A 16,059-nucleotide genomic window follows, 5' to 3' on the forward strand; every position below is an offset into this window, starting at 1 on the left:
GCCTGTTAAACCGCGACGTGCATGAAACTCGGTGACTGCGCCAGTGCAAACAGGCTGAACACTCGCCAGTTCTGCTCGCGCCGGAAATACCCTTTGACGAACTCGCCCTTGGAGCCTTGCCGTTTACGGATCGACACGGGTTCGAAGCTGTCCTGCTCGAAGTGCTGCAGACCGAAGACCTCATCGACCAGCACACCGGCAAAAACGTCCTGATGCTCCACTACCAATACCCGCCGCTGCTTGCGCATGGGTGACAGTTCATGGCCGAAAAATCCGCACAGGTCCATGATCGGCAACAACCGCCCGCGCAGATTGGCCACGCCCTTGACCCAGGGTTTAACCCCCGGCAATTGGGTGAACCGCGGCTCGGGCAGCACTTCGCTGACCTCGCCCATCGGCGCGACGTACCAGTGCTCGCCGAGGCGAAAGCCAATGCCGCTCCAGCGATCCTGGCGCGCCGGTTGCGACGGCAGGTCCGCCGCCAGCAGGCGACAGCGTTGGTCGATCTGCCACAACAGTTCGAACGCGGTCAGCGACTCGCTCATGACGGCGCGATCAACCGGCCAGCACGTTGTTCAGGGTCTTGATCAGCGTGTCTTCGTCGACCGGTTTGGTCAGGTAATCCCTGGCGCCCTGGCGAGTGCCCCAGACCTTGTCGGTTTCCTGATCCTTGGTGGTGATGATGATGACCGGGATGTGGCTGGTTTCAGCGTCCTTGGTCAGCTGACGGGTGGCCTGAAAACCGTTGAGGCCGGGCATGACAATGTCCATCAGCACGGCATCGGGCTTTTCCTGACGGGCCAGGGCCACGCCGTCGGCGCCGTTTTCAGCTTTCAACACTTCGTGGCCGTGCTTTTCCAGCATGCCGGTGAGTTTGTACATTTCGGTCGGCGAATCATCGACGATCAGAATACGTGCCATGGTTTTCCCCATTTTTCTTGTCGACACCGGGCCCGCTGGCCGAGCGTCACGGTGCGTGTCTTACTGCGGCAAATCAGCGGCAAAGCCCGGAACGTGGGCCGCAATCGCGTCGAGCAGTTCTTCCTTGCTGAAAGGCTTGGTCAAAAATTGATCGGAACCGACAATCCGCCCCTTGGCCTTGTCGAACAGCCCGTCGCGGGACGACAGCATGATCACCGGCGTTGCCTTGAAAGCACTGTTGTTCTTGATTAAAGCGCAGGTCTGATAACCATCCAGACGCGGCATCATGATGTCGACAAAAATGATCCCGGGGTGGTGGTCGGCGATCTTCGCCAGGGCGTCGAAACCGTCGATTGCGGTGATGACTTCGCACCCTGCATTTTTCAACAGGGTCTCGGCGGTGCGACGAATCGTTTTCGAGTCATCGATCACCATGACCTTCAAGGCGCTGGACTGCTGTTCCATAAGGGGGCTCTACCGTCGCCTTTGCGAATCAATTTGTCCGTTTTGCGATGACTGATGGCTGGAAACCCTTGATGTTCAAGGGCCAACACGGCTGGGAGCCTTTTTAGCACAGTCTCCTGACGCAATCTATCGACGGGTTTTTCCTTGACCGAAAACCCGCCCGGCGCCACTCTGGCGGCACTTTTTTCATACCGATCCGGTAGCCAATTTTCGAGGAAAACCCAATGAGCGTTCGCGTCGGGATTGTCATGGACCCTATCGCCAGCATTTCCTATAAAAAGGATAGCTCGCTGGCCATGCTGCTGGCGGCGCAGAAGCGCGGCTGGGAACTGTTCTACATGGAACAGAAAGACCTTTATCAGGCCGAAGGTCAGGCACGGGCGCGGATGAAGCCGCTGAAAGTCTTCGCCAACCCGGAAAAATGGTTCGAACTGGGCGCCGAACAGGATTCCCTGCTCAGCGACCTGAACGTGATCCTGATGCGCAAGGATCCGCCGTTCGACATGGAATTCGTCTACTCCACCTACCTGCTCGAACAGGCCGAAACGGCTGGCGTACTGGTGGTCAACAAGCCGCAGAGCCTGCGCGACTGCAACGAGAAATTGTTCGCCACGCTGTTCCCGCAGTGCACGCCGCCGACCATCGTCAGCCGTCGCCCGGACGTGTTGCGCGAATTCGCCGACCATCACGGTGACGTGATCCTCAAGCCGCTGGACGGCATGGGCGGCTCGTCGATTTTCCGTCACACCGCCGGTCATCCGAACCTGTCGGTGATTCTGGAAACCCTGACCTTGCACGGCAAGCAGCAGATCATGATCCAGGGTTACCTGCCGGCCATCGTCGATGGCGACAAGCGCATCCTGATGATCGACGGCGAGCCGGTGGATTACTGCCTGGCGCGGATTCCGGCCCAGGGCGAAACCCGTGGCAACCTCGCGGCCGGCGGCCGTGGCGAAGCCCGTCCGTTGACCGACAAGGATCGCTGGATCGCCGCCCAGGTCGGCCCGACCTTGCGCGAGAAAGGCCTGCTGTTCGTCGGCCTGGACGTGATCGGCGAGCACCTGACCGAAATCAACGTCACCAGCCCGACCTGCATCCGCGAGATCGACAATGCCTTTGGCACCGACATCGGCGGGATGCTGATGGATGCGATCGAGAAAAAGCTGCAAGCTTGATGTGTGTCACATGCAGCCTGTCGCTTGATGCTTGAAGCCCAAGGCGTGAAACCAACATTGCGTTATCATGCGCGGCCTGTGAAAAACGCGATGTTGGTTTTCTTGTCATGACACTTCCGTCCGATCTGCCCGCTGAACTCGCCCATAAAGGCGTGCGCCCGGTCGATCGCCTCGGATTTACCCTGTTTCTCGCGGCCCTGATCCATTTGGCGCTGCTGCTCGGCGTGGGTTTCACCATGGTCGAGCCCAAGCAGATCAGCAAAACCCTGGAAATCACCCTCGCCACCTTCAAGAGCGAAAAGAAGCCGGCGAAGGCCGACTTCCTCGCCCAGGAAAACCAGGAAGGCAGCGGCACCCTCGACAAGAAGGCGATTCCCAAGACCACCGAGGTCGCGCCGTTCCAGGACAACCAGGTCAAGAAGGTCACTCCGCCACCGGCCGCCAAGCCGCAGGTGCAGGAAGCCGCGCCCAAGGCGGCGGTGACCACCGTCGCGCCGAAACCGAAAAAGGCGCCGACCAAGAAAGAAGAAGCGAAGACCGAGACCAAACCAACGGTCGACGCCCCGACTTTCGACAGTTCGCAGCTCTCCAGCGACATCGCCAGCCTCGAAGCCGAACTGGCCAACGAACAACAGTTGTACGCCAAGCGCCCGCGCATCCACCGCCTGAGCGCGGCCTCGACCATGCGCGACAAGGGGGCCTGGTACAAGGACGAGTGGCGCAGGAAGGTCGAGCGCATCGGCAACCTCAATTACCCGGAAGAGGCCCGGCGCCAGCAGATTTACGGCAATTTGCGTCTGATGGTGTCGATCAACCGCGACGGCTCGCTGTATGAAGTGCTGGTGCTGGAATCATCCGGCCAGCCGCTGCTGGATCAGGCGGCGCAGCGCATCGTGCGACTGGCAGCCCCGTTTGCACCGTTTACCGGGGACCTGTCGGACATCGACCGGCTGGAAATCATCCGCACCTGGAAATTCGCCCGGGGCGACCGGTTGTCCAGTAACTGAGTCGATCTTTTGCCCGCTCCAGCTTGTCAGTTCGCCCCCCGAACGCCACACTAGCGCACATGAAAAACGTCAGCCCCAGCTACCTCAAGCATCACTTCCTGATCGCCATGCCACACATGGCCGACCCGAACTTTGCCCATACCTTGACCTACATCGTCGAGCACACGGCCAATGGCGCCATGGGGCTGGTGGTCAACCGACCGCAAGAGCTGAATCTGGCCGACATCCTCGAACAACTGCGCCCCGACATCGATCCGCCAGCACTGTGCCAGCATGTGCCGATTTTCATCGGCGGCCCGGTGCAGACCGATCGCGGTTTTGTCCTGCACCCGGCGGGCCAGACCTTCCAGGCCACCGTCGAGCTGGAGGGCGATCTGGCCCTGTCCACCTCGCAGGACGTGCTGTTCGCCATCGCCGACGGCGTGGGCCCGGCCAAGAGCGTCATCACTCTCGGTTACGCCGGTTGGGAAGCCGGGCAACTGGAGGCTGAGCTGGCCGACAACGCCTGGCTGACCTGCCCGTACGACGCCGACATCCTGTTCAACACCAGCAGTGAACTGCGCCTGGAAGCGGCGGCCAAGCACCTGGGGATCAACCTCAGCCTGCTGACCAGCCAGGCAGGACACGCCTGATGGCCCTGCGCCTGATCCTCGGCTTCGACTACGGCACCAAACAGATCGGCGTGGCGGTCGGCCAGGTGATTACCGGCCAGGCTCGCGAACTGTGCACCTTGAAGGCGCAAAACGGTGTACCGGACTGGAATCAGGTCGAAGCCCTGATAAAGGAATGGAAACCCGACGCCGTGGTGGTCGGCCTGCCGCTGAACATGGACGGTACGCCCAGCGAAATGTGCGCCCGCGCCGAGAAATTCGCCCGCCGCCTCAATGGCCGCTTCAACCTGCCTTTCTATACCCACGACGAACGCCTGACGACCTTCGAAGCCAAGGGCGAACGACTGGTGCGCGGCGGACAGAAAGGCAGTTACCGCGACAACCCGGTGGACGCCATCGCCGCCGCCCTGCTGTTGCAGGGCTGGCTCGACGAAAACACCGCACTGTTTGAATCCTGACAAGCGCTACGGCGCTTTTCTTTTGGTTACAACCCGAGCCCCGGTTCGCGAGAACCGGCTCGACCCCGAGAAGGAGCAACCATGAGCCTGCCCAATCCCGCCGATCTGATCAGCCAGATGGCGACCCGCCTCAAGGCGCACCTTGCCCAGCGCAATATCAGCGAACCGCGTTACATCGGCATCCGCACCGGCGGCGTCTGGGTCGCCCAGGCCCTGCTCAAAGAACTGGGCAGCGACGCGCCATTGGGCACGCTGGATGTTTCCTTCTACCGCGACGACTTCAGCCAGAACGGCCTGCACCCGCAAGTGCGTCCGTCCGCCCTGCCCTTCGAAATCGAAGGCCAGCATCTGGTGCTGATCGACGACGTATTGATGAGCGGCCGGACCATCCGCGCCGCCATGAACGAACTGTTCGACTACGGCCGCCCGGCCAGCGTGACGCTGGTCTGCCTGCTGGACCTGGACGCCGGCGAACTGCCGATCCGCCCGAACGTGGTCGGCGCGACGCTGTCGCTGGCCGCCCATGAGCGGGTCAAGCTGTCCGGGCCGGAGCTGGCCCTCGAACTGCAAGACCTTGCCCTTTAATCCGCCCTATTGAGAGTCCCCTTCGCGATGACGCCTCTAGATACCAAGCGCCCGCTGCAGCTCAATGATCAGGGCCAGCTGCGCCACTTCCTCTCCCTCGACGGCCTGCGCCGCGAGTTGCTGACGGAAATCCTCGACACCGCCGACTCGTTCCTCGAAGTCGGCGCCCGGGCCGTGAAGAAAGTCCCGTTGCTGCGCGGCAAAACCGTGTGCAACGTGTTCTTCGAAAACTCCACCCGCACCCGCACCACCTTCGAACTGGCGGCCCAGCGGCTGTCGGCGGACGTGATCACCCTGAACGTGTCGACCTCGTCGGCCAGCAAGGGCGAAACCCTGCTCGACACCCTGCGCAACCTGGAAGCCATGGCCGCCGACATGTTCGTCGTGCGCCACGGTGACTCGGGCGCTGCGCACTTCATCGCCGAACATGTCTGCCCGCAGGTGGCGATCATCAACGGCGGCGACGGCCGACACGCGCACCCGACCCAGGGCATGCTCGACATGCTGACCATCCGCCGTCACAAGGGCGGTTTCGAGAACCTCTCGGTGGCCATCGTCGGCGACATCCTGCACTCGCGGGTGGCGCGTTCGAACATGCTGGCCCTGAAGACCCTCGGTTGCCAGGACATCCGCGTGATCGCGCCCAAAACCCTGCTGCCGATCGGCATTGAGCAGTACGGCGTGAAGGTCTACACCGACATGACCGAAGGTCTGAAAGACGTCGACGTGGTAATCATGCTGCGCCTGCAGCGCGAGCGCATGACCGGCGGCCTGCTGCCGAGCGAAGGCGAGTTCTACCGCCTGTTCGGTCTGACCACCGCGCGCCTGGCCGGCGCCAAGCCCGATTGCATCGTCATGCACCCGGGGCCGATCAACCGCGGCGTGGAGATCGAGTCGGCGGTGGCCGACGGCCCGCACTCGGTGATCCTCAATCAAGTCACCTACGGCATCGCGATCCGTATGGCCGTGCTGTCGATGGCCATGAGCGGACAAACAGCGCAGCGTCAATTCGAGCAGGAGAACGCCCAGTGAAGCTCAGCATTCTCGGCGCCCGCGTCATCGATCCAAGCAGCGGCCTGGATCAAATCACCGATATTCACGTTGAAGCCTGCAAGATCGTCGCCCTCGGCGCCGCACCGGCCGGTTTCACCGCCGTCGAAACCATCGACGCCAAAGGCCTCGTCGCCGCTCCGGGGCTGGTCGACCTGAACGTCGCCCTGCGCGAGCCGGGCTACAGCCGCAAAGGCACCATCGCCAGCGAAACCCGCGCTGCGGCGGCCGGTGGCGTGACCAGCCTGTGCTGCCCGCCGAAGACCAAACCGGTGCTCGACACTTCCGCCGTGGCCGAACTGATCCTCGACCGCGCCCGCGAAGCCGGCAACACCAAGGTGTTCCCGATCGGCGCCCTGAGCAAAGGTCTGGATGGCGAACAGCTGGCAGAACTCGTTGCCCTGCGCGACGCCGGATGCGTGGCCTTCGGCAACGGTCTGGAAAGCTTCCGCAACACCCGCACCCTGTGCCGGGCGCTGGATTACGCAGCGACCTTCGACCTGACGGTGATTTTCAACTCGCAGGATCACGACCTCGCCGACGGCGGCCTGGCCCACGAAGGGGCCACCGCCAGCTTCCTCGGCCTGCCGGGCATCCCGGAAACCGCTGAAACCGTGGCTTTGGCCCGGGATCTGCTGCTGGTGGAGCAGACTGGCGTGCGCGCGCACTTCAGCCAGCTCACCAGCGCTCGCGGCGTGGCCCTGATCGCTCAGGCCCAGGCCCGTGGTTTGAAAGTCACGGCAGATGTTGCCCTGTATCAGCTGATCCTGACGGACGAAGCGCTGATCGACTTCAGCAGCCTGTATCACGTGCAACCGCCGCTACGCACCCGCGCCGACCGCGATGGTCTGCGTGACGCGGTGAAGTCCGGGGTGATTTCGGCGATTTCCAGCCATCACCAGCCCCATGAGCGCGATGCGAAACTGGCACCGTTCGGCGCGACCGAGCCGGGCATCAGCAGCGTCGAACTGCTACTGCCGCTGGCGATGACGCTGGTCGAAGACGGTCTGCTTGATCTGCCGACCCTGCTGGCGCGCCTGAGCGCCGGCCCGGCCGAGGCCCTGCGCCTGCCGGCGGGCAAACTGGCGGTGGGTGGTGCAGCGGATATCGTGCTGTTCGATCCGAAGGCTTCGACAGTAGCCGGCGAAAGCTGGCTGTCGAAGGGCGAGAACTGCCCGTTCCTCGGCCACAGCCTGCCGGGTGTGGTGCGTTACACCCTGGTGGATGGCCGGATCAGCCATCAGGCATGAAGACAAGAGATAGCAGGCTGTAATGGCCTGCTATCTCCTGAATTCTATTTAATAGCGACAAACATCCTTGCTGGTGAAGTCACGCTCAAAGTCATTTCTCGCAACACCATCGCGTCCTCTCCGCTGTTAGATCTACACCGATTGTCGTAGGAAAGCGGCCGCCCGCCATAAAGAAATATCCGACGCTTTACAATCTCGTAAAAACAGCCTCGACACAATCAGAAACAGCTTACAAAGTTCTAATAGGCGACACTTACGCGCAGCCATTAATATAAAACCGTCAAAAGGATAACCAACACCCACAAGGATGAGTATATGAAAAATGGACTTACACTCCCCCCTATTGTTACCAGAGGAACAACAGGAAACTCTGGCGGATTTACAGTCGACTCCGGCTTCAGATGGGGAACCTACGCAACAGCAGACTGGCAGGGTGCAGGAGAGGCTGTTATCACCAATGATGGTCAAACCTATTCATTACCACTGAGTAGTGGCCCTGTAATAACCTCAGCAGAAATGGACATGTTCCATGCCTGGCTTGAAATGAAATCCGGAATTAAAGCTTTCACCTATGAACTGCAAATGGTGAACAAGGCAATTAACAATGACGCCCTGGGTGGAATTCGCGACCTCTGGAGAATTACCGAAAGCGACAATTATTTACTCAGCAACTCCACCATCATCAGCCATGGTTATTTCAAGAATAAAGTCATCAATTTCAGCTTGGCTGATGCATTTGCGGCGCAGCAAAAATTAAGCCCCATAGAAGCTTTGATCAAAGTCTCCGCCACTGCTCCGTACAATCTGAATTACGAAACACTCACAACCGAGCTATCTGGTGGCACCTTCAGCCCGATCAAAGCCTTTGCTCATTACCTCTGGGGAAATGGTGAGAGGATGAAGGTCAACATCAACAATATTGACCTGAATGTCAGAGCCAACGAACTGCCATTACTGGCAAGCTCTATCGCGAGCACCCGAGAACCCGGCACTTATTACTTATCTGACCCGAAAATCCCTTACGCCACCATTAATGACAGCACTATCACCGGGGCTTATTTGGGAAGAATAACGTTAAAGATGGAAGGAAACTTTTCACGCGATAAAGCAGGAACCTGGGTTTTCGATGGCGTTATCAGAGCCTATACTGACACTTACGACTTCGACGCAAGCAACAGATCAACTGCCCTTGAATTATTAACAACAGCAGGCAGAGTATTTTCTGGAACACATTACGAGATCGACATTTTCGGCGAGCATAAAATAAGGCTGAGCGGAGCTGGATTTCACCCTACCCCGTGAGCATCAATAATTTACAGACACCTGCATAACGGAAAGCGAATGAGCAGAACTTACAAACTATTGAGTTATTTGTACCCAACCGCTCTCGCACTTACATCCGGCGCAGGAGCACTTACATTAATAAAAAATCTCAAAGCAGGGACATATGACATAAATCAGGATTCAATCGGCCTGCCCATTGGCGTAACGCTGATTATTTTCCTGACACTTGCACTAATGCACCTACTGCAGATTCTCTTATTACGCTGGGCACGCGCCAATTCGTGTGCAGGTCTGCTACTGAAAATATCAGCCTACCTGATTGCAACAATATCCTTGGTGATTTTGGTGGACAGGATTGTGTATTGGTCGATACCCCATCACGCCATCATTGCAATACTTTATGGTGTGACTGGCATTACTTTTGCCGTTTTCCAAATACACACCGTGGTGCGATTGAAATAACGCGCAAGACCCAGTGTCGAGGGGGGGGCCTGCCAGCGCACGAACGGCACCGGCGGTCCTCCCCCTCGACATCACTTACTGAAAGGCGCCCCGCCCTTCGGCGTTACGCATCGATACCTGATCGTTCAGCGTCCAGAAGTCATACAGCACGCCAATAAAGAACAACCCACCCGTCAGCAGGTACAGCAGGCCGCTGATCCACTTGCCCTGATACATTCGGTGCACACCGAACACCCCGAGGAATGTCAGCAGAATCCACGCCACGTTGTATTCGATCGGTCCCGCCGCAAAGCGCAGGTCCGCTTCCCGGTCCATCGCCGGGATCAGGAACACGTCGATCAGCCAGCCGATCCCCAGCAACCCGAAGGTGAAAAACCAGATCGTGCCGGTCACCGGCTTGCCGTAATAGAAGCGGTGAGAACCTGTGAAACCGAATATCCACAACAGGTAACCGATCACCTTGCTATGGGTGTCTTTTTCCTTCACACGGGGCAGCTGATAGCCGTTCATTAAGACCTCGATACACGCGATAGATAAATATTCTTTAATTCTTTGTGACTTTTTTACAGGTAGCCGACGTACGGCAAATGCTACCTTGTGGTCCGTCAAAGCCTTATAGCACCGGACTTCTGTCCGACAATTGCGTTTTTTTGCCGCTTGTTTGGTTCCGTTGGCACCTGATTGAATCGACCAACGGCCTCGGAAGGGACAAAAAAGCTGTTATAAAGTTGCGCGCTAACACACAAGAGCCCTGCCTAATGCGTCCATTTTTCAAGACATGGCTAACTATTTGCCTATTAATGCCACTGGCCGCCCACGCCACCAATCGTGAGCAACGTCTTCCCAACGTTAACGGTTTCACTCCCAAATCCCATGCCTCTGCTCCTACGAACAAAGGCAAGCAAACGAAACACACCACGCTCGCCAGCAAGAGTCACGGCAAGCTGGTTCCACCGATGGCGAACAAGGAAAGCAGTAACGTCCTCAGTCGTGCGGTGAACGTCCTCGGTACACCTTACCGTTGGGGCGGCAGCAGCCCGAGCAAAGGCTTCGACTGCAGCGGTCTGGTCAAATACGCGTTCAACGACGCCACGTTCGACCTGCCGCGTACCTCGAATGCCATGGCCAGTGGTCACGGCGAGAAAGTCGAGCGCAAGGACCTCAAGCCTGGCGACCTGATTTTCTTCAATATCAAAAGCCGTCGGGTCAATCACGTTGCCATCTACCTGGGCAACGACCGCTTCATCCACGCACCACGCCGTGGCAAAGCGGTGAGTATCGATACGCTGAACAAACCGTATTGGGAACAGCATTACGTGGTTGCCAAGCGCGTGCTGCCGAAAGAACCAGGTGGCAAGCAGATGCGCGTGGTTCAGCGCTGATCTGTACAGATCATAAAAAACGCAGCCTTCGGGCTGCGTTTTTTTTCGTCCCTAGAAATTATCCGGTGTCCGCGCCTTCTCCCGCGCATGTTCACGACTGATCAGGCCCTTGGTCACCAGATCCTTCAGGCACATGTCGAGCGTCTGCATCCCCAGCGACCCGCCGGTCTGGATCGCCGAATACATCTGCGCCACCTTGTCCTCGCGGATCAAGTTACGGATCGCCGACGTCCCCAGCATGATCTCGTGTGCCGCCACCCGGCCGCCGCCGATCTTCTTGATCAATGTCTGCGACACCACGGCCAGCAATGACTCGGACAACATCGAGCGCACCATGGACTTCTCATCCCCCGGAAACACATCCACCACCCGGTCGATAGTCTTGGCCGCCGACGTGGTGTGCAGCGTGCCGAACACCAAGTGCCCGGTCTCGGCCGCCGTCAGCGCCAGGCGGATGGTTTCCAGATCACGCATCTCGCCGACCAGGATCACGTCCGGGTCTTCGCGCAGCGCTGAACGCAATGCCGTGGCGAAACTGCGGGTATCGCGGTGGACTTCACGCTGATTGATCAGGCATTTACGCGATTCGTGGACGAATTCGATGGGGTCTTCGATGGTCAGGATGTGGTGATGACGGTGGGTATTGAGGTAATCGATCATCGCCGCAAGCGTCGTGGACTTGCCGGAGCCGGTTGGTCCGGTGACCAGCACGAGCCCCCGCGGAGCATCGGTGATTTTGCGAAAGACGTCGCCCATGGCGAGGTCTTCCATGCTCAGCACTTTCGACGGGATGGTACGGAACACAGCGCCGGCGCCACGGTTCTGGTTGAAGGCATTGACCCGAAACCGCGCCACACCGGGCACTTCGAAGGAAAAGTCGGTTTCCAGATGTTTCTCGAACTCCACTCGCTGGGTGTCGTTCATGATGTCGTAGATCAGCTCGTGCACCTGCTTGTGATCCAGCGCCGGCAGATTGATCCGTCGCACATCGCCATCCACGCGGATCATCGGTGGCAGACCGGCCGACAGGTGCAGGTCGGAAGCGCCCTGTTTGGCGCTGAAGGCCAGCAGTTCAGTGATATCCATAGCGTCCCTCAATTCCAGTAGAATGCCGCGAACCTTCAGACCGCTGGCGCCTCTTGATGTCCACGATAGCAGACAACATTCTCCAGGTTAGTTCGCGTATTCATGCCGCCACCGCTGCCGCCGGACGCGATGAAAACAGCGTCCAGCTACTGGCCGTGAGCAAGACCAAACCGTCCGAAGCCCTGCGTGAAGCGTATGCCGCCGGCCTGCGCGACTTTGGCGAGAACTACCTGCAGGAAGCCCTGGCCAAACAGCTCGAACTGGCCGACCTGCCCTTGATCTGGCACTTCATCGGCCCCATTCAGTCGAACAAGACCCGCTCGATTGCCGAGCATTTCGCCTGGGTGCACTCCGTGGATCGTCTGAAAATCGCCCAACGCCTGTCCGAACAACGCCCGGCGGAGCTGCCGCCGCTGAACATCTGCATTCAGGTCAACGTCAGTGGTGAAGCCAGCAAGTCCGGCTGCACCCCGGCCGACCTGCCGGCCCTGGCCCAGGCCATCAGCGTGCTGCCGCGCCTGAAGCTGCGCGGCTTGATGGCAATCCCCGAGCCAACCGAAGATCGCGCCGAACAAGACGCTGCATTCGCCGCCGTTCAGAAGTTGCAAGCCGACCTCGACCTGCCGCTCGACACGCTTTCCATGGGCATGAGCCACGACCTCGAGTCGGCCATTGCCCAAGGCGCGACCTGGGTCCGTATCGGTACGGCCCTGTTTGGCGCCCGCGACTATTCCCCATCTTGATGATTTCCAGATAAGGACCTGACATGAGCAACACACGTATTGCCTTTATCGGTGCCGGCAACATGGCCGCCAGCCTGATCGGCGGCCTGCGGGCCAAGGGTCTGGAAGCCGCACACATCCGCGCCAGTGATCCGGGTGAAGAGACCCGCAACCGGGTCAGCGCCGAACACGGCATCGAAACCTTCGCCGACAATGCCCAGGCCATCGACGGCGCTGACGTGGTGGTACTGGCGGTCAAGCCACAGGCCATGAAAGCCGTGTGCGAAGCGATCCGCCCGAGCCTGAAGCCGAATCAACTGGTGGTGTCCATCGCCGCCGGCATTACTTGCGCCAGCATGACTGCGTGGCTCGGTGAACAGCCAATCGTGCGCTGCATGCCCAACACCCCGGCGCTGCTGCGTCAGGGCGTGAGCGGTCTGTACGCCACCGGCGAAGTCAGCGCCGAACAGCGCCAGCAGGCCGAAGAGCTGCTGTCTGCCGTGGGCATCGCCCTGTGGCTGAACGAAGAGCAGCAACTGGACGCGGTCACCGCCGTCTCCGGTTCCGGCCCCGCGTATTTTTTCCTGCTGATCGAAGCCATGACCGCCGCTGGCGTCAAACTCGGCCTGCCGAAGGAAACCGCCGAACAACTGACCCTGCAAACCGCGCTGGGCGCGGCGCACATGGCCGTGTCCAGCGACGTCGACGCCGCCGAACTGCGCCGCCGCGTGACCTCGCCGGCCGGCACCACGGAAGCTGCAATCAAATCGTTCCAGGCCGGTGGCTTCGAAGCCCTGGTGGAAAAAGCACTCGGCGCCGCCGCGCACCGCTCGGCCGAAATGGCCGAACAACTGGGCAAATAAGGAGCCTTACATGATTGGATTGAACACCGCAGCGGTCTACGTGCTGCAAACCCTCGGCAGCCTGTACCTGCTGATCGTGCTGCTGCGCTTCGTCCTGCAACTGGTGCGGGCGAACTTCTACAACCCGCTGTGCCAGTTCGTGGTCAAGGCTACCCAGCCGCTGCTCAAGCCACTGCGCCGGATCATCCCGAGCCTGTTCGGCCTGGACATGTCGTCGCTGGTGCTGGCGATCCTTGTGCAACTGGCTCTGATGGCGCTGACCCTGCTGCTGACCTACGGCACCACCGGCAACCCGCTGCAACTGTTCATCTGGTCGATCATCGGCGTGACCGCGCTGTTCCTGAAGATCTTCTTCTTCGCCCTGATCATCAGCGTGATCCTGTCCTGGGTCGCTCCGGGCAGCCACAACCCGGGCGCCGAGCTGGTCAACCAGATCTGTGAACCGGCCCTGGCGCCGTTCCGCCGCTTCCTGCCGAGCATGGGCGGCCTGGACCTGTCGCCGATCTTCGCCTTCCTCGCGCTGAAGCTGATCGACATGCTGGTGATCAACAACCTCGCGGCGATGACGATGATGCCGGAAATCCTGCGCCTGTTGATGTGAGCTGGTTTCGTTGGGACGGTGACGACCTGATCCTCGAGTGTCACCTGCAACCGGCAGCCCGCAGCGATGACTTCGCCGGGCTGCACGGCGACCGCCTGAAGATCCGCCTGACCGCGCCGCCGGTAGAGGGCAAGGCCAATGCGTACCTGATGGGGTTTCTGGCCAAGGCTTTCGGGGTTTCCAAGAGCCAGGTCAGTTTGCTCAGCGGTGAGTTGAACCGGCAGAAGCGCGTGAAGATCTGCTCGCCGAAGAAGCTGCCGGATTTGCCGGGGCTCTGCCGCCCCTGATCGTTGCTTGCCGCTAACCCCACCGGTCTTTAGACTTACGCCTCATTTCAACGAGAGCAGGGTCGATGCCAGCTGCCTTTCCCCCCGATTCTGTTGGTCTGGTGACGCCACAAACGGCGCACTTCAGCGAACCGCTGGCCCTGGCCTGCGGCCGTTCGCTGGCCGCTTATGACCTGATCTACGAAACCTACGGCACGCTCAACGCGCAGGCGAGCAACGCCGTGTTGATCTGCCACGCCTTGTCCGGCCACCACCACGCCGCCGGCTACCACAGCGTCGACGACCGCAAGCCCGGCTGGTGGGACAGCTGCATCGGCCCCGGCAAACCGATCGACACCAACAAGTTCTTCGTGGTCAGCCTGAACAACCTCGGCGGCTGCAACGGTTCTACCGGCCCGAGCAGCCTCAATCCGGAAACCGGCAAGCCGTTCGGCGCCGACTTCCCGGTGCTGACCGTGGAAGACTGGGTGCACAGCCAGGCACGCCTGGCCGACCGGCTCGGCATCGGCCAGTGGGCGGCAGTGATCGGCGGCAGCCTCGGCGGCATGCAGGCGCTGCAATGGACCATCACGTATCCGGACCGCGTACGCCACTGTCTGGCCATCGCCTCGGCCCCCAAGCTGTCGGCGCAGAACATCGCCTTCAACGAAGTGGCGCGCCAGGCGATCCTCACCGACCCGGAATTCCACGGCGGCTCATTCCAGGAACACGGCGTGATCCCCAAACGCGGGCTGATGCTGGCGCGGATGGTGGGGCACATCACCTACCTGTCCGACGACTCCATGGGCGAAAAATTCGGCCGCGGCCTGAAGAGCGAAAAGCTCAACTACGACTTCCACAGCGTCGAGTTCCAGGTCGAAAGCTACCTGCGTTATCAGGGCGAAGAGTTCTCCGGGCGCTTCGACGCCAACACCTATCTGTTGATGACCAAGGCGCTGGACTACTTCGATCCGGCGGCCAACTTCGACGATAACCTGGCGAAAACCTTCGAAGGTGCGAAAGCCAAATTCTGCGTGATGTCGTTCACCACCGATTGGCGCTTCTCCCCGGCCCGCTCGCGGGAACTGGTGGACGCGCTGATGGCCGCGCGCAAGGACGTCAGCTACCTGGAGATCGACGCGCCGCAGGGCCACGACGCCTTCCTGATTCCGATCCCGCGTTATTTGCAGGCGTTCGGCAATTACATGAACCGCATTACGTTGTGAGAAAGCCATGAGAGCTGATCTGGAAATCATCCAGGAATGGATCCCCGCCGGCAGCCGCGTACTCGACCTCGGTTGCGGTGACGGCGAGTTGCTGACCTGGCTGCGCGACCACAAGCAGGTCACCGGTTATGGCCTGGAAAACGACCCGGACAACATCGCCGAGTGCGTGGCCAAGGGCATCAACGTCATCGAGCAGGACCTGGACAAGGGCCTGGGCAACTTCGCCAGCAACAGCTTCGACGTGGTGGTGATGACCCAGGCCCTGCAAGCCGTGCATTACCCGGACAAGATCCTCGACGAAATGCTGCGGGTCGGCCGCCAGTGCATCATCACCTTCCCCAACTTCGGTCACTGGCGCTGCCGCTGGTATCTGGCGAGCAAGGGCCGGATGCCGGTATCCGAATTCCTGCCGTACACCTGGTACAACACGCCGAACATTCACTTCTGCACCTTCGAAGACTTTGAAGAACTTTGTCGCGAACGTGAGGCGAAGGTCATTGATCGGCTTGCCGTGGATCAACAGCACCGCCACGGGTGGGCCAGTAAGCTATGGCCTAATCTGTTAGGTGAGATCGGTATCTACCGCGTCAGCAGCCCGGGGCTGCAGGATCACAGAATCGCGGTCTGAACCACGACATTGCGAGG

Annotated in this window: 21 protein-coding genes; 16 read left to right on the plus strand and 5 right to left on the minus strand. The window is 60.0% G+C overall.

Features of this window, described 5'->3' with window-relative positions:
* Window positions 1-5 precede the first annotated feature (5 nt).
* The 3 genes from J5M72_RS01070 to pilG are packed head-to-tail and all read right to left on the minus strand — an operon-like array spanning window position 6 to window position 1,386.
* Window positions 6-545, minus strand: a complete 540-nt coding sequence (locus tag J5M72_RS01070) for a chemotaxis protein CheW (protein WP_085731577.1) — start codon at window positions 543-545, stop codon at window positions 6-8.
* A 10-nt stretch (window positions 546-555) separates the two neighbouring features.
* On the minus strand, window positions 556-921 hold the full coding sequence (gene pilH / locus J5M72_RS01075; protein WP_011336365.1) for a twitching motility response regulator PilH: 366 nt from the start codon (window positions 919-921) through the stop codon (window positions 556-558).
* 60 nt (window positions 922-981) lie between these two features.
* Window positions 982-1,386, minus strand: coding sequence for a twitching motility response regulator PilG (gene pilG, locus J5M72_RS01080; protein ID WP_065258976.1), 405 nt, complete (start codon window positions 1,384-1,386; stop codon window positions 982-984).
* Window positions 1,387-1,610: 224 nt separating this feature from the next.
* Between pilG and gshB the strand changes: the two genes are divergently transcribed.
* From gshB to J5M72_RS01125, 9 genes are all read left to right on the plus strand, one after another.
* Window positions 1,611-2,561 (plus strand): glutathione synthase, encoded by a 951-nt coding sequence (gshB, locus tag J5M72_RS01085; RefSeq protein WP_169432292.1) that lies wholly within the window; start codon window positions 1,611-1,613, stop codon window positions 2,559-2,561.
* Between the two features lie 107 nt (window positions 2,562-2,668).
* The gene (locus J5M72_RS01090) at window positions 2,669-3,568 is read left to right on the plus strand and encodes an energy transducer TonB (protein WP_169432293.1); all 900 of its coding nucleotides are present in this window, start codon (window positions 2,669-2,671) and stop codon (window positions 3,566-3,568) included.
* A 59-nt stretch (window positions 3,569-3,627) separates the two neighbouring features.
* Complete coding sequence (locus J5M72_RS01095; RefSeq protein WP_207863788.1) at window positions 3,628-4,200, plus strand: YqgE/AlgH family protein; 573 nt, start codon at window positions 3,628-3,630, stop codon at window positions 4,198-4,200.
* On the plus strand, window positions 4,200-4,637 hold the full coding sequence (gene ruvX / locus J5M72_RS01100) for a Holliday junction resolvase RuvX (RefSeq protein WP_007953334.1): 438 nt from the start codon (window positions 4,200-4,202) through the stop codon (window positions 4,635-4,637). The genes J5M72_RS01095 and ruvX overlap by 1 nt, the downstream gene beginning before the upstream one ends.
* 81 nt (window positions 4,638-4,718) lie before the next feature.
* Entirely contained in the window at window positions 4,719-5,222 is a 504-nt protein-coding gene (gene pyrR, locus J5M72_RS01105) for a bifunctional pyr operon transcriptional regulator/uracil phosphoribosyltransferase PyrR (RefSeq protein WP_207863789.1), read from the plus strand.
* Window positions 5,223-5,249: 27 nt separating this feature from the next.
* Window positions 5,250-6,254 carry an aspartate carbamoyltransferase catalytic subunit gene (locus tag J5M72_RS01110; protein ID WP_108591854.1) on the plus strand — a complete coding sequence of 335 codons (1,005 nt, stop codon included), beginning with the start codon at window positions 5,250-5,252 and terminating at the stop codon, window positions 6,252-6,254.
* Window positions 6,251-7,522: a dihydroorotase gene (locus J5M72_RS01115; RefSeq protein ID WP_207863790.1), complete on the plus strand. Its 1,272-nt coding sequence runs from the start codon at window positions 6,251-6,253 to the stop codon at window positions 7,520-7,522. Before J5M72_RS01110 ends, J5M72_RS01115 begins: the two co-directional genes overlap by 4 nt.
* Window positions 7,523-7,837: 315 nt before the next feature.
* Window positions 7,838-8,824 (plus strand): lipid II-degrading bacteriocin, encoded by a 987-nt coding sequence (locus tag J5M72_RS01120; RefSeq protein ID WP_207863791.1) that lies wholly within the window; start codon window positions 7,838-7,840, stop codon window positions 8,822-8,824.
* A 39-nt stretch (window positions 8,825-8,863) separates the two neighbouring features.
* Window positions 8,864-9,268 carry a hypothetical protein gene (locus J5M72_RS01125; protein WP_207863792.1) on the plus strand — a complete coding sequence of 135 codons (405 nt, stop codon included), beginning with the start codon at window positions 8,864-8,866 and terminating at the stop codon, window positions 9,266-9,268.
* 75 nt (window positions 9,269-9,343) lie between these two features.
* Here J5M72_RS01125 and J5M72_RS01130 read toward each other — a convergent pair whose 3' ends face one another.
* Window positions 9,344-9,778 (minus strand): TM2 domain-containing protein, encoded by a 435-nt coding sequence (locus J5M72_RS01130; protein ID WP_207863793.1) that lies wholly within the window; start codon window positions 9,776-9,778, stop codon window positions 9,344-9,346.
* Window positions 9,779-10,026: 248 nt separating this feature from the next.
* On the opposite strand from J5M72_RS01130, the gene J5M72_RS01135 reads away from it, so the two are divergent.
* Complete coding sequence (locus J5M72_RS01135; RefSeq protein ID WP_169432298.1) at window positions 10,027-10,650, plus strand: C40 family peptidase; 624 nt, start codon at window positions 10,027-10,029, stop codon at window positions 10,648-10,650.
* Between the two features lie 51 nt (window positions 10,651-10,701).
* Here the strand turns inward: J5M72_RS01135 and J5M72_RS01140 are convergent, their stop codons facing one another.
* Window positions 10,702-11,736, minus strand: coding sequence for a type IV pilus twitching motility protein PilT (locus J5M72_RS01140; protein ID WP_114886090.1), 1,035 nt, complete (start codon window positions 11,734-11,736; stop codon window positions 10,702-10,704).
* A 56-nt stretch (window positions 11,737-11,792) separates the two neighbouring features.
* Between J5M72_RS01140 and J5M72_RS01145 the strand changes: the two genes are divergently transcribed.
* From J5M72_RS01145 to metW, 6 genes are all read left to right on the plus strand, one after another.
* Window positions 11,793-12,479: a YggS family pyridoxal phosphate-dependent enzyme gene (locus J5M72_RS01145; protein WP_207863794.1), complete on the plus strand. Its 687-nt coding sequence runs from the start codon at window positions 11,793-11,795 to the stop codon at window positions 12,477-12,479.
* A 23-nt stretch (window positions 12,480-12,502) separates the two neighbouring features.
* Window positions 12,503-13,321 carry a pyrroline-5-carboxylate reductase gene (gene proC, locus J5M72_RS01150; protein ID WP_085731569.1) on the plus strand — a complete coding sequence of 273 codons (819 nt, stop codon included), beginning with the start codon at window positions 12,503-12,505 and terminating at the stop codon, window positions 13,319-13,321.
* Between the two features lie 10 nt (window positions 13,322-13,331).
* The gene (locus tag J5M72_RS01155; protein ID WP_085709070.1) at window positions 13,332-13,922 is read left to right on the plus strand and encodes a YggT family protein; all 591 of its coding nucleotides are present in this window, start codon (window positions 13,332-13,334) and stop codon (window positions 13,920-13,922) included.
* A complete protein-coding gene (locus J5M72_RS01160; protein ID WP_169432301.1) occupies window positions 13,919-14,209 on the plus strand; it encodes a DUF167 domain-containing protein in 291 nt (96 codons plus the stop codon). The genes J5M72_RS01155 and J5M72_RS01160 overlap by 4 nt, the downstream gene beginning before the upstream one ends.
* Window positions 14,210-14,274: 65 nt before the next feature.
* A complete protein-coding gene (locus J5M72_RS01165) occupies window positions 14,275-15,414 on the plus strand; it encodes a homoserine O-acetyltransferase (protein WP_169432302.1) in 1,140 nt (379 codons plus the stop codon).
* Window positions 15,415-15,421: 7 nt separating this feature from the next.
* Window positions 15,422-16,042, plus strand: a complete 621-nt coding sequence (gene metW, locus J5M72_RS01170; protein WP_096817600.1) for a methionine biosynthesis protein MetW — start codon at window positions 15,422-15,424, stop codon at window positions 16,040-16,042.
* Window positions 16,043-16,059 lie beyond the last annotated feature (17 nt).

Source organism: Pseudomonas sp. 58(2021) (assembly GCF_017491585.1).
In the GTDB taxonomy this organism is placed as follows: Bacteria; Pseudomonadota; Gammaproteobacteria; order Pseudomonadales; family Pseudomonadaceae; genus Aquipseudomonas; species Aquipseudomonas fluorescens_BT.

Excerpts from the sequence above, each read along its gene's own strand:
- J5M72_RS01070 (WP_085731577.1), bottom strand. The coding sequence starts at position 545 with ATGAGCGAGTCGCTGACCGCGTTCGAACTGTTGTGGCAGATCGACCAA.
- pilH (WP_011336365.1), bottom strand. The coding sequence starts at position 921 with ATGGCACGTATTCTGATCGTCGATGATTCGCCGACCGAAATGTACAAA.
- pilG (WP_065258976.1), bottom strand. The coding sequence starts at position 1,386 with ATGGAACAGCAGTCCAGCGCCTTGAAGGTCATGGTGATCGATGACTCG.
- gshB (WP_169432292.1), top strand. The coding sequence starts at position 1,611 with ATGAGCGTTCGCGTCGGGATTGTCATGGACCCTATCGCCAGCATTTCC.
- J5M72_RS01090 (WP_169432293.1), top strand. The coding sequence starts at position 2,669 with ATGACACTTCCGTCCGATCTGCCCGCTGAACTCGCCCATAAAGGCGTG.
- J5M72_RS01095 (WP_207863788.1), top strand. The coding sequence starts at position 3,628 with ATGAAAAACGTCAGCCCCAGCTACCTCAAGCATCACTTCCTGATCGCC.
- ruvX (WP_007953334.1), top strand. The coding sequence starts at position 4,200 with ATGGCCCTGCGCCTGATCCTCGGCTTCGACTACGGCACCAAACAGATC.
- pyrR (WP_207863789.1), top strand. The coding sequence starts at position 4,719 with ATGAGCCTGCCCAATCCCGCCGATCTGATCAGCCAGATGGCGACCCGC.
- J5M72_RS01110 (WP_108591854.1), top strand. The coding sequence starts at position 5,250 with ATGACGCCTCTAGATACCAAGCGCCCGCTGCAGCTCAATGATCAGGGC.
- J5M72_RS01120 (WP_207863791.1), top strand. The coding sequence starts at position 7,838 with ATGAAAAATGGACTTACACTCCCCCCTATTGTTACCAGAGGAACAACA.
- J5M72_RS01125 (WP_207863792.1), top strand. The coding sequence starts at position 8,864 with ATGAGCAGAACTTACAAACTATTGAGTTATTTGTACCCAACCGCTCTC.
- J5M72_RS01130 (WP_207863793.1), bottom strand. The coding sequence starts at position 9,778 with ATGAACGGCTATCAGCTGCCCCGTGTGAAGGAAAAAGACACCCATAGC.
- J5M72_RS01135 (WP_169432298.1), top strand. The coding sequence starts at position 10,027 with ATGCGTCCATTTTTCAAGACATGGCTAACTATTTGCCTATTAATGCCA.
- J5M72_RS01140 (WP_114886090.1), bottom strand. The coding sequence starts at position 11,736 with ATGGATATCACTGAACTGCTGGCCTTCAGCGCCAAACAGGGCGCTTCC.
- J5M72_RS01145 (WP_207863794.1), top strand. The coding sequence starts at position 11,793 with ATGTCCACGATAGCAGACAACATTCTCCAGGTTAGTTCGCGTATTCAT.
- proC (WP_085731569.1), top strand. The coding sequence starts at position 12,503 with ATGAGCAACACACGTATTGCCTTTATCGGTGCCGGCAACATGGCCGCC.
- J5M72_RS01155 (WP_085709070.1), top strand. The coding sequence starts at position 13,332 with ATGATTGGATTGAACACCGCAGCGGTCTACGTGCTGCAAACCCTCGGC.
- J5M72_RS01165 (WP_169432302.1), top strand. The coding sequence starts at position 14,275 with ATGCCAGCTGCCTTTCCCCCCGATTCTGTTGGTCTGGTGACGCCACAA.
- metW (WP_096817600.1), top strand. The coding sequence starts at position 15,422 with ATGAGAGCTGATCTGGAAATCATCCAGGAATGGATCCCCGCCGGCAGC.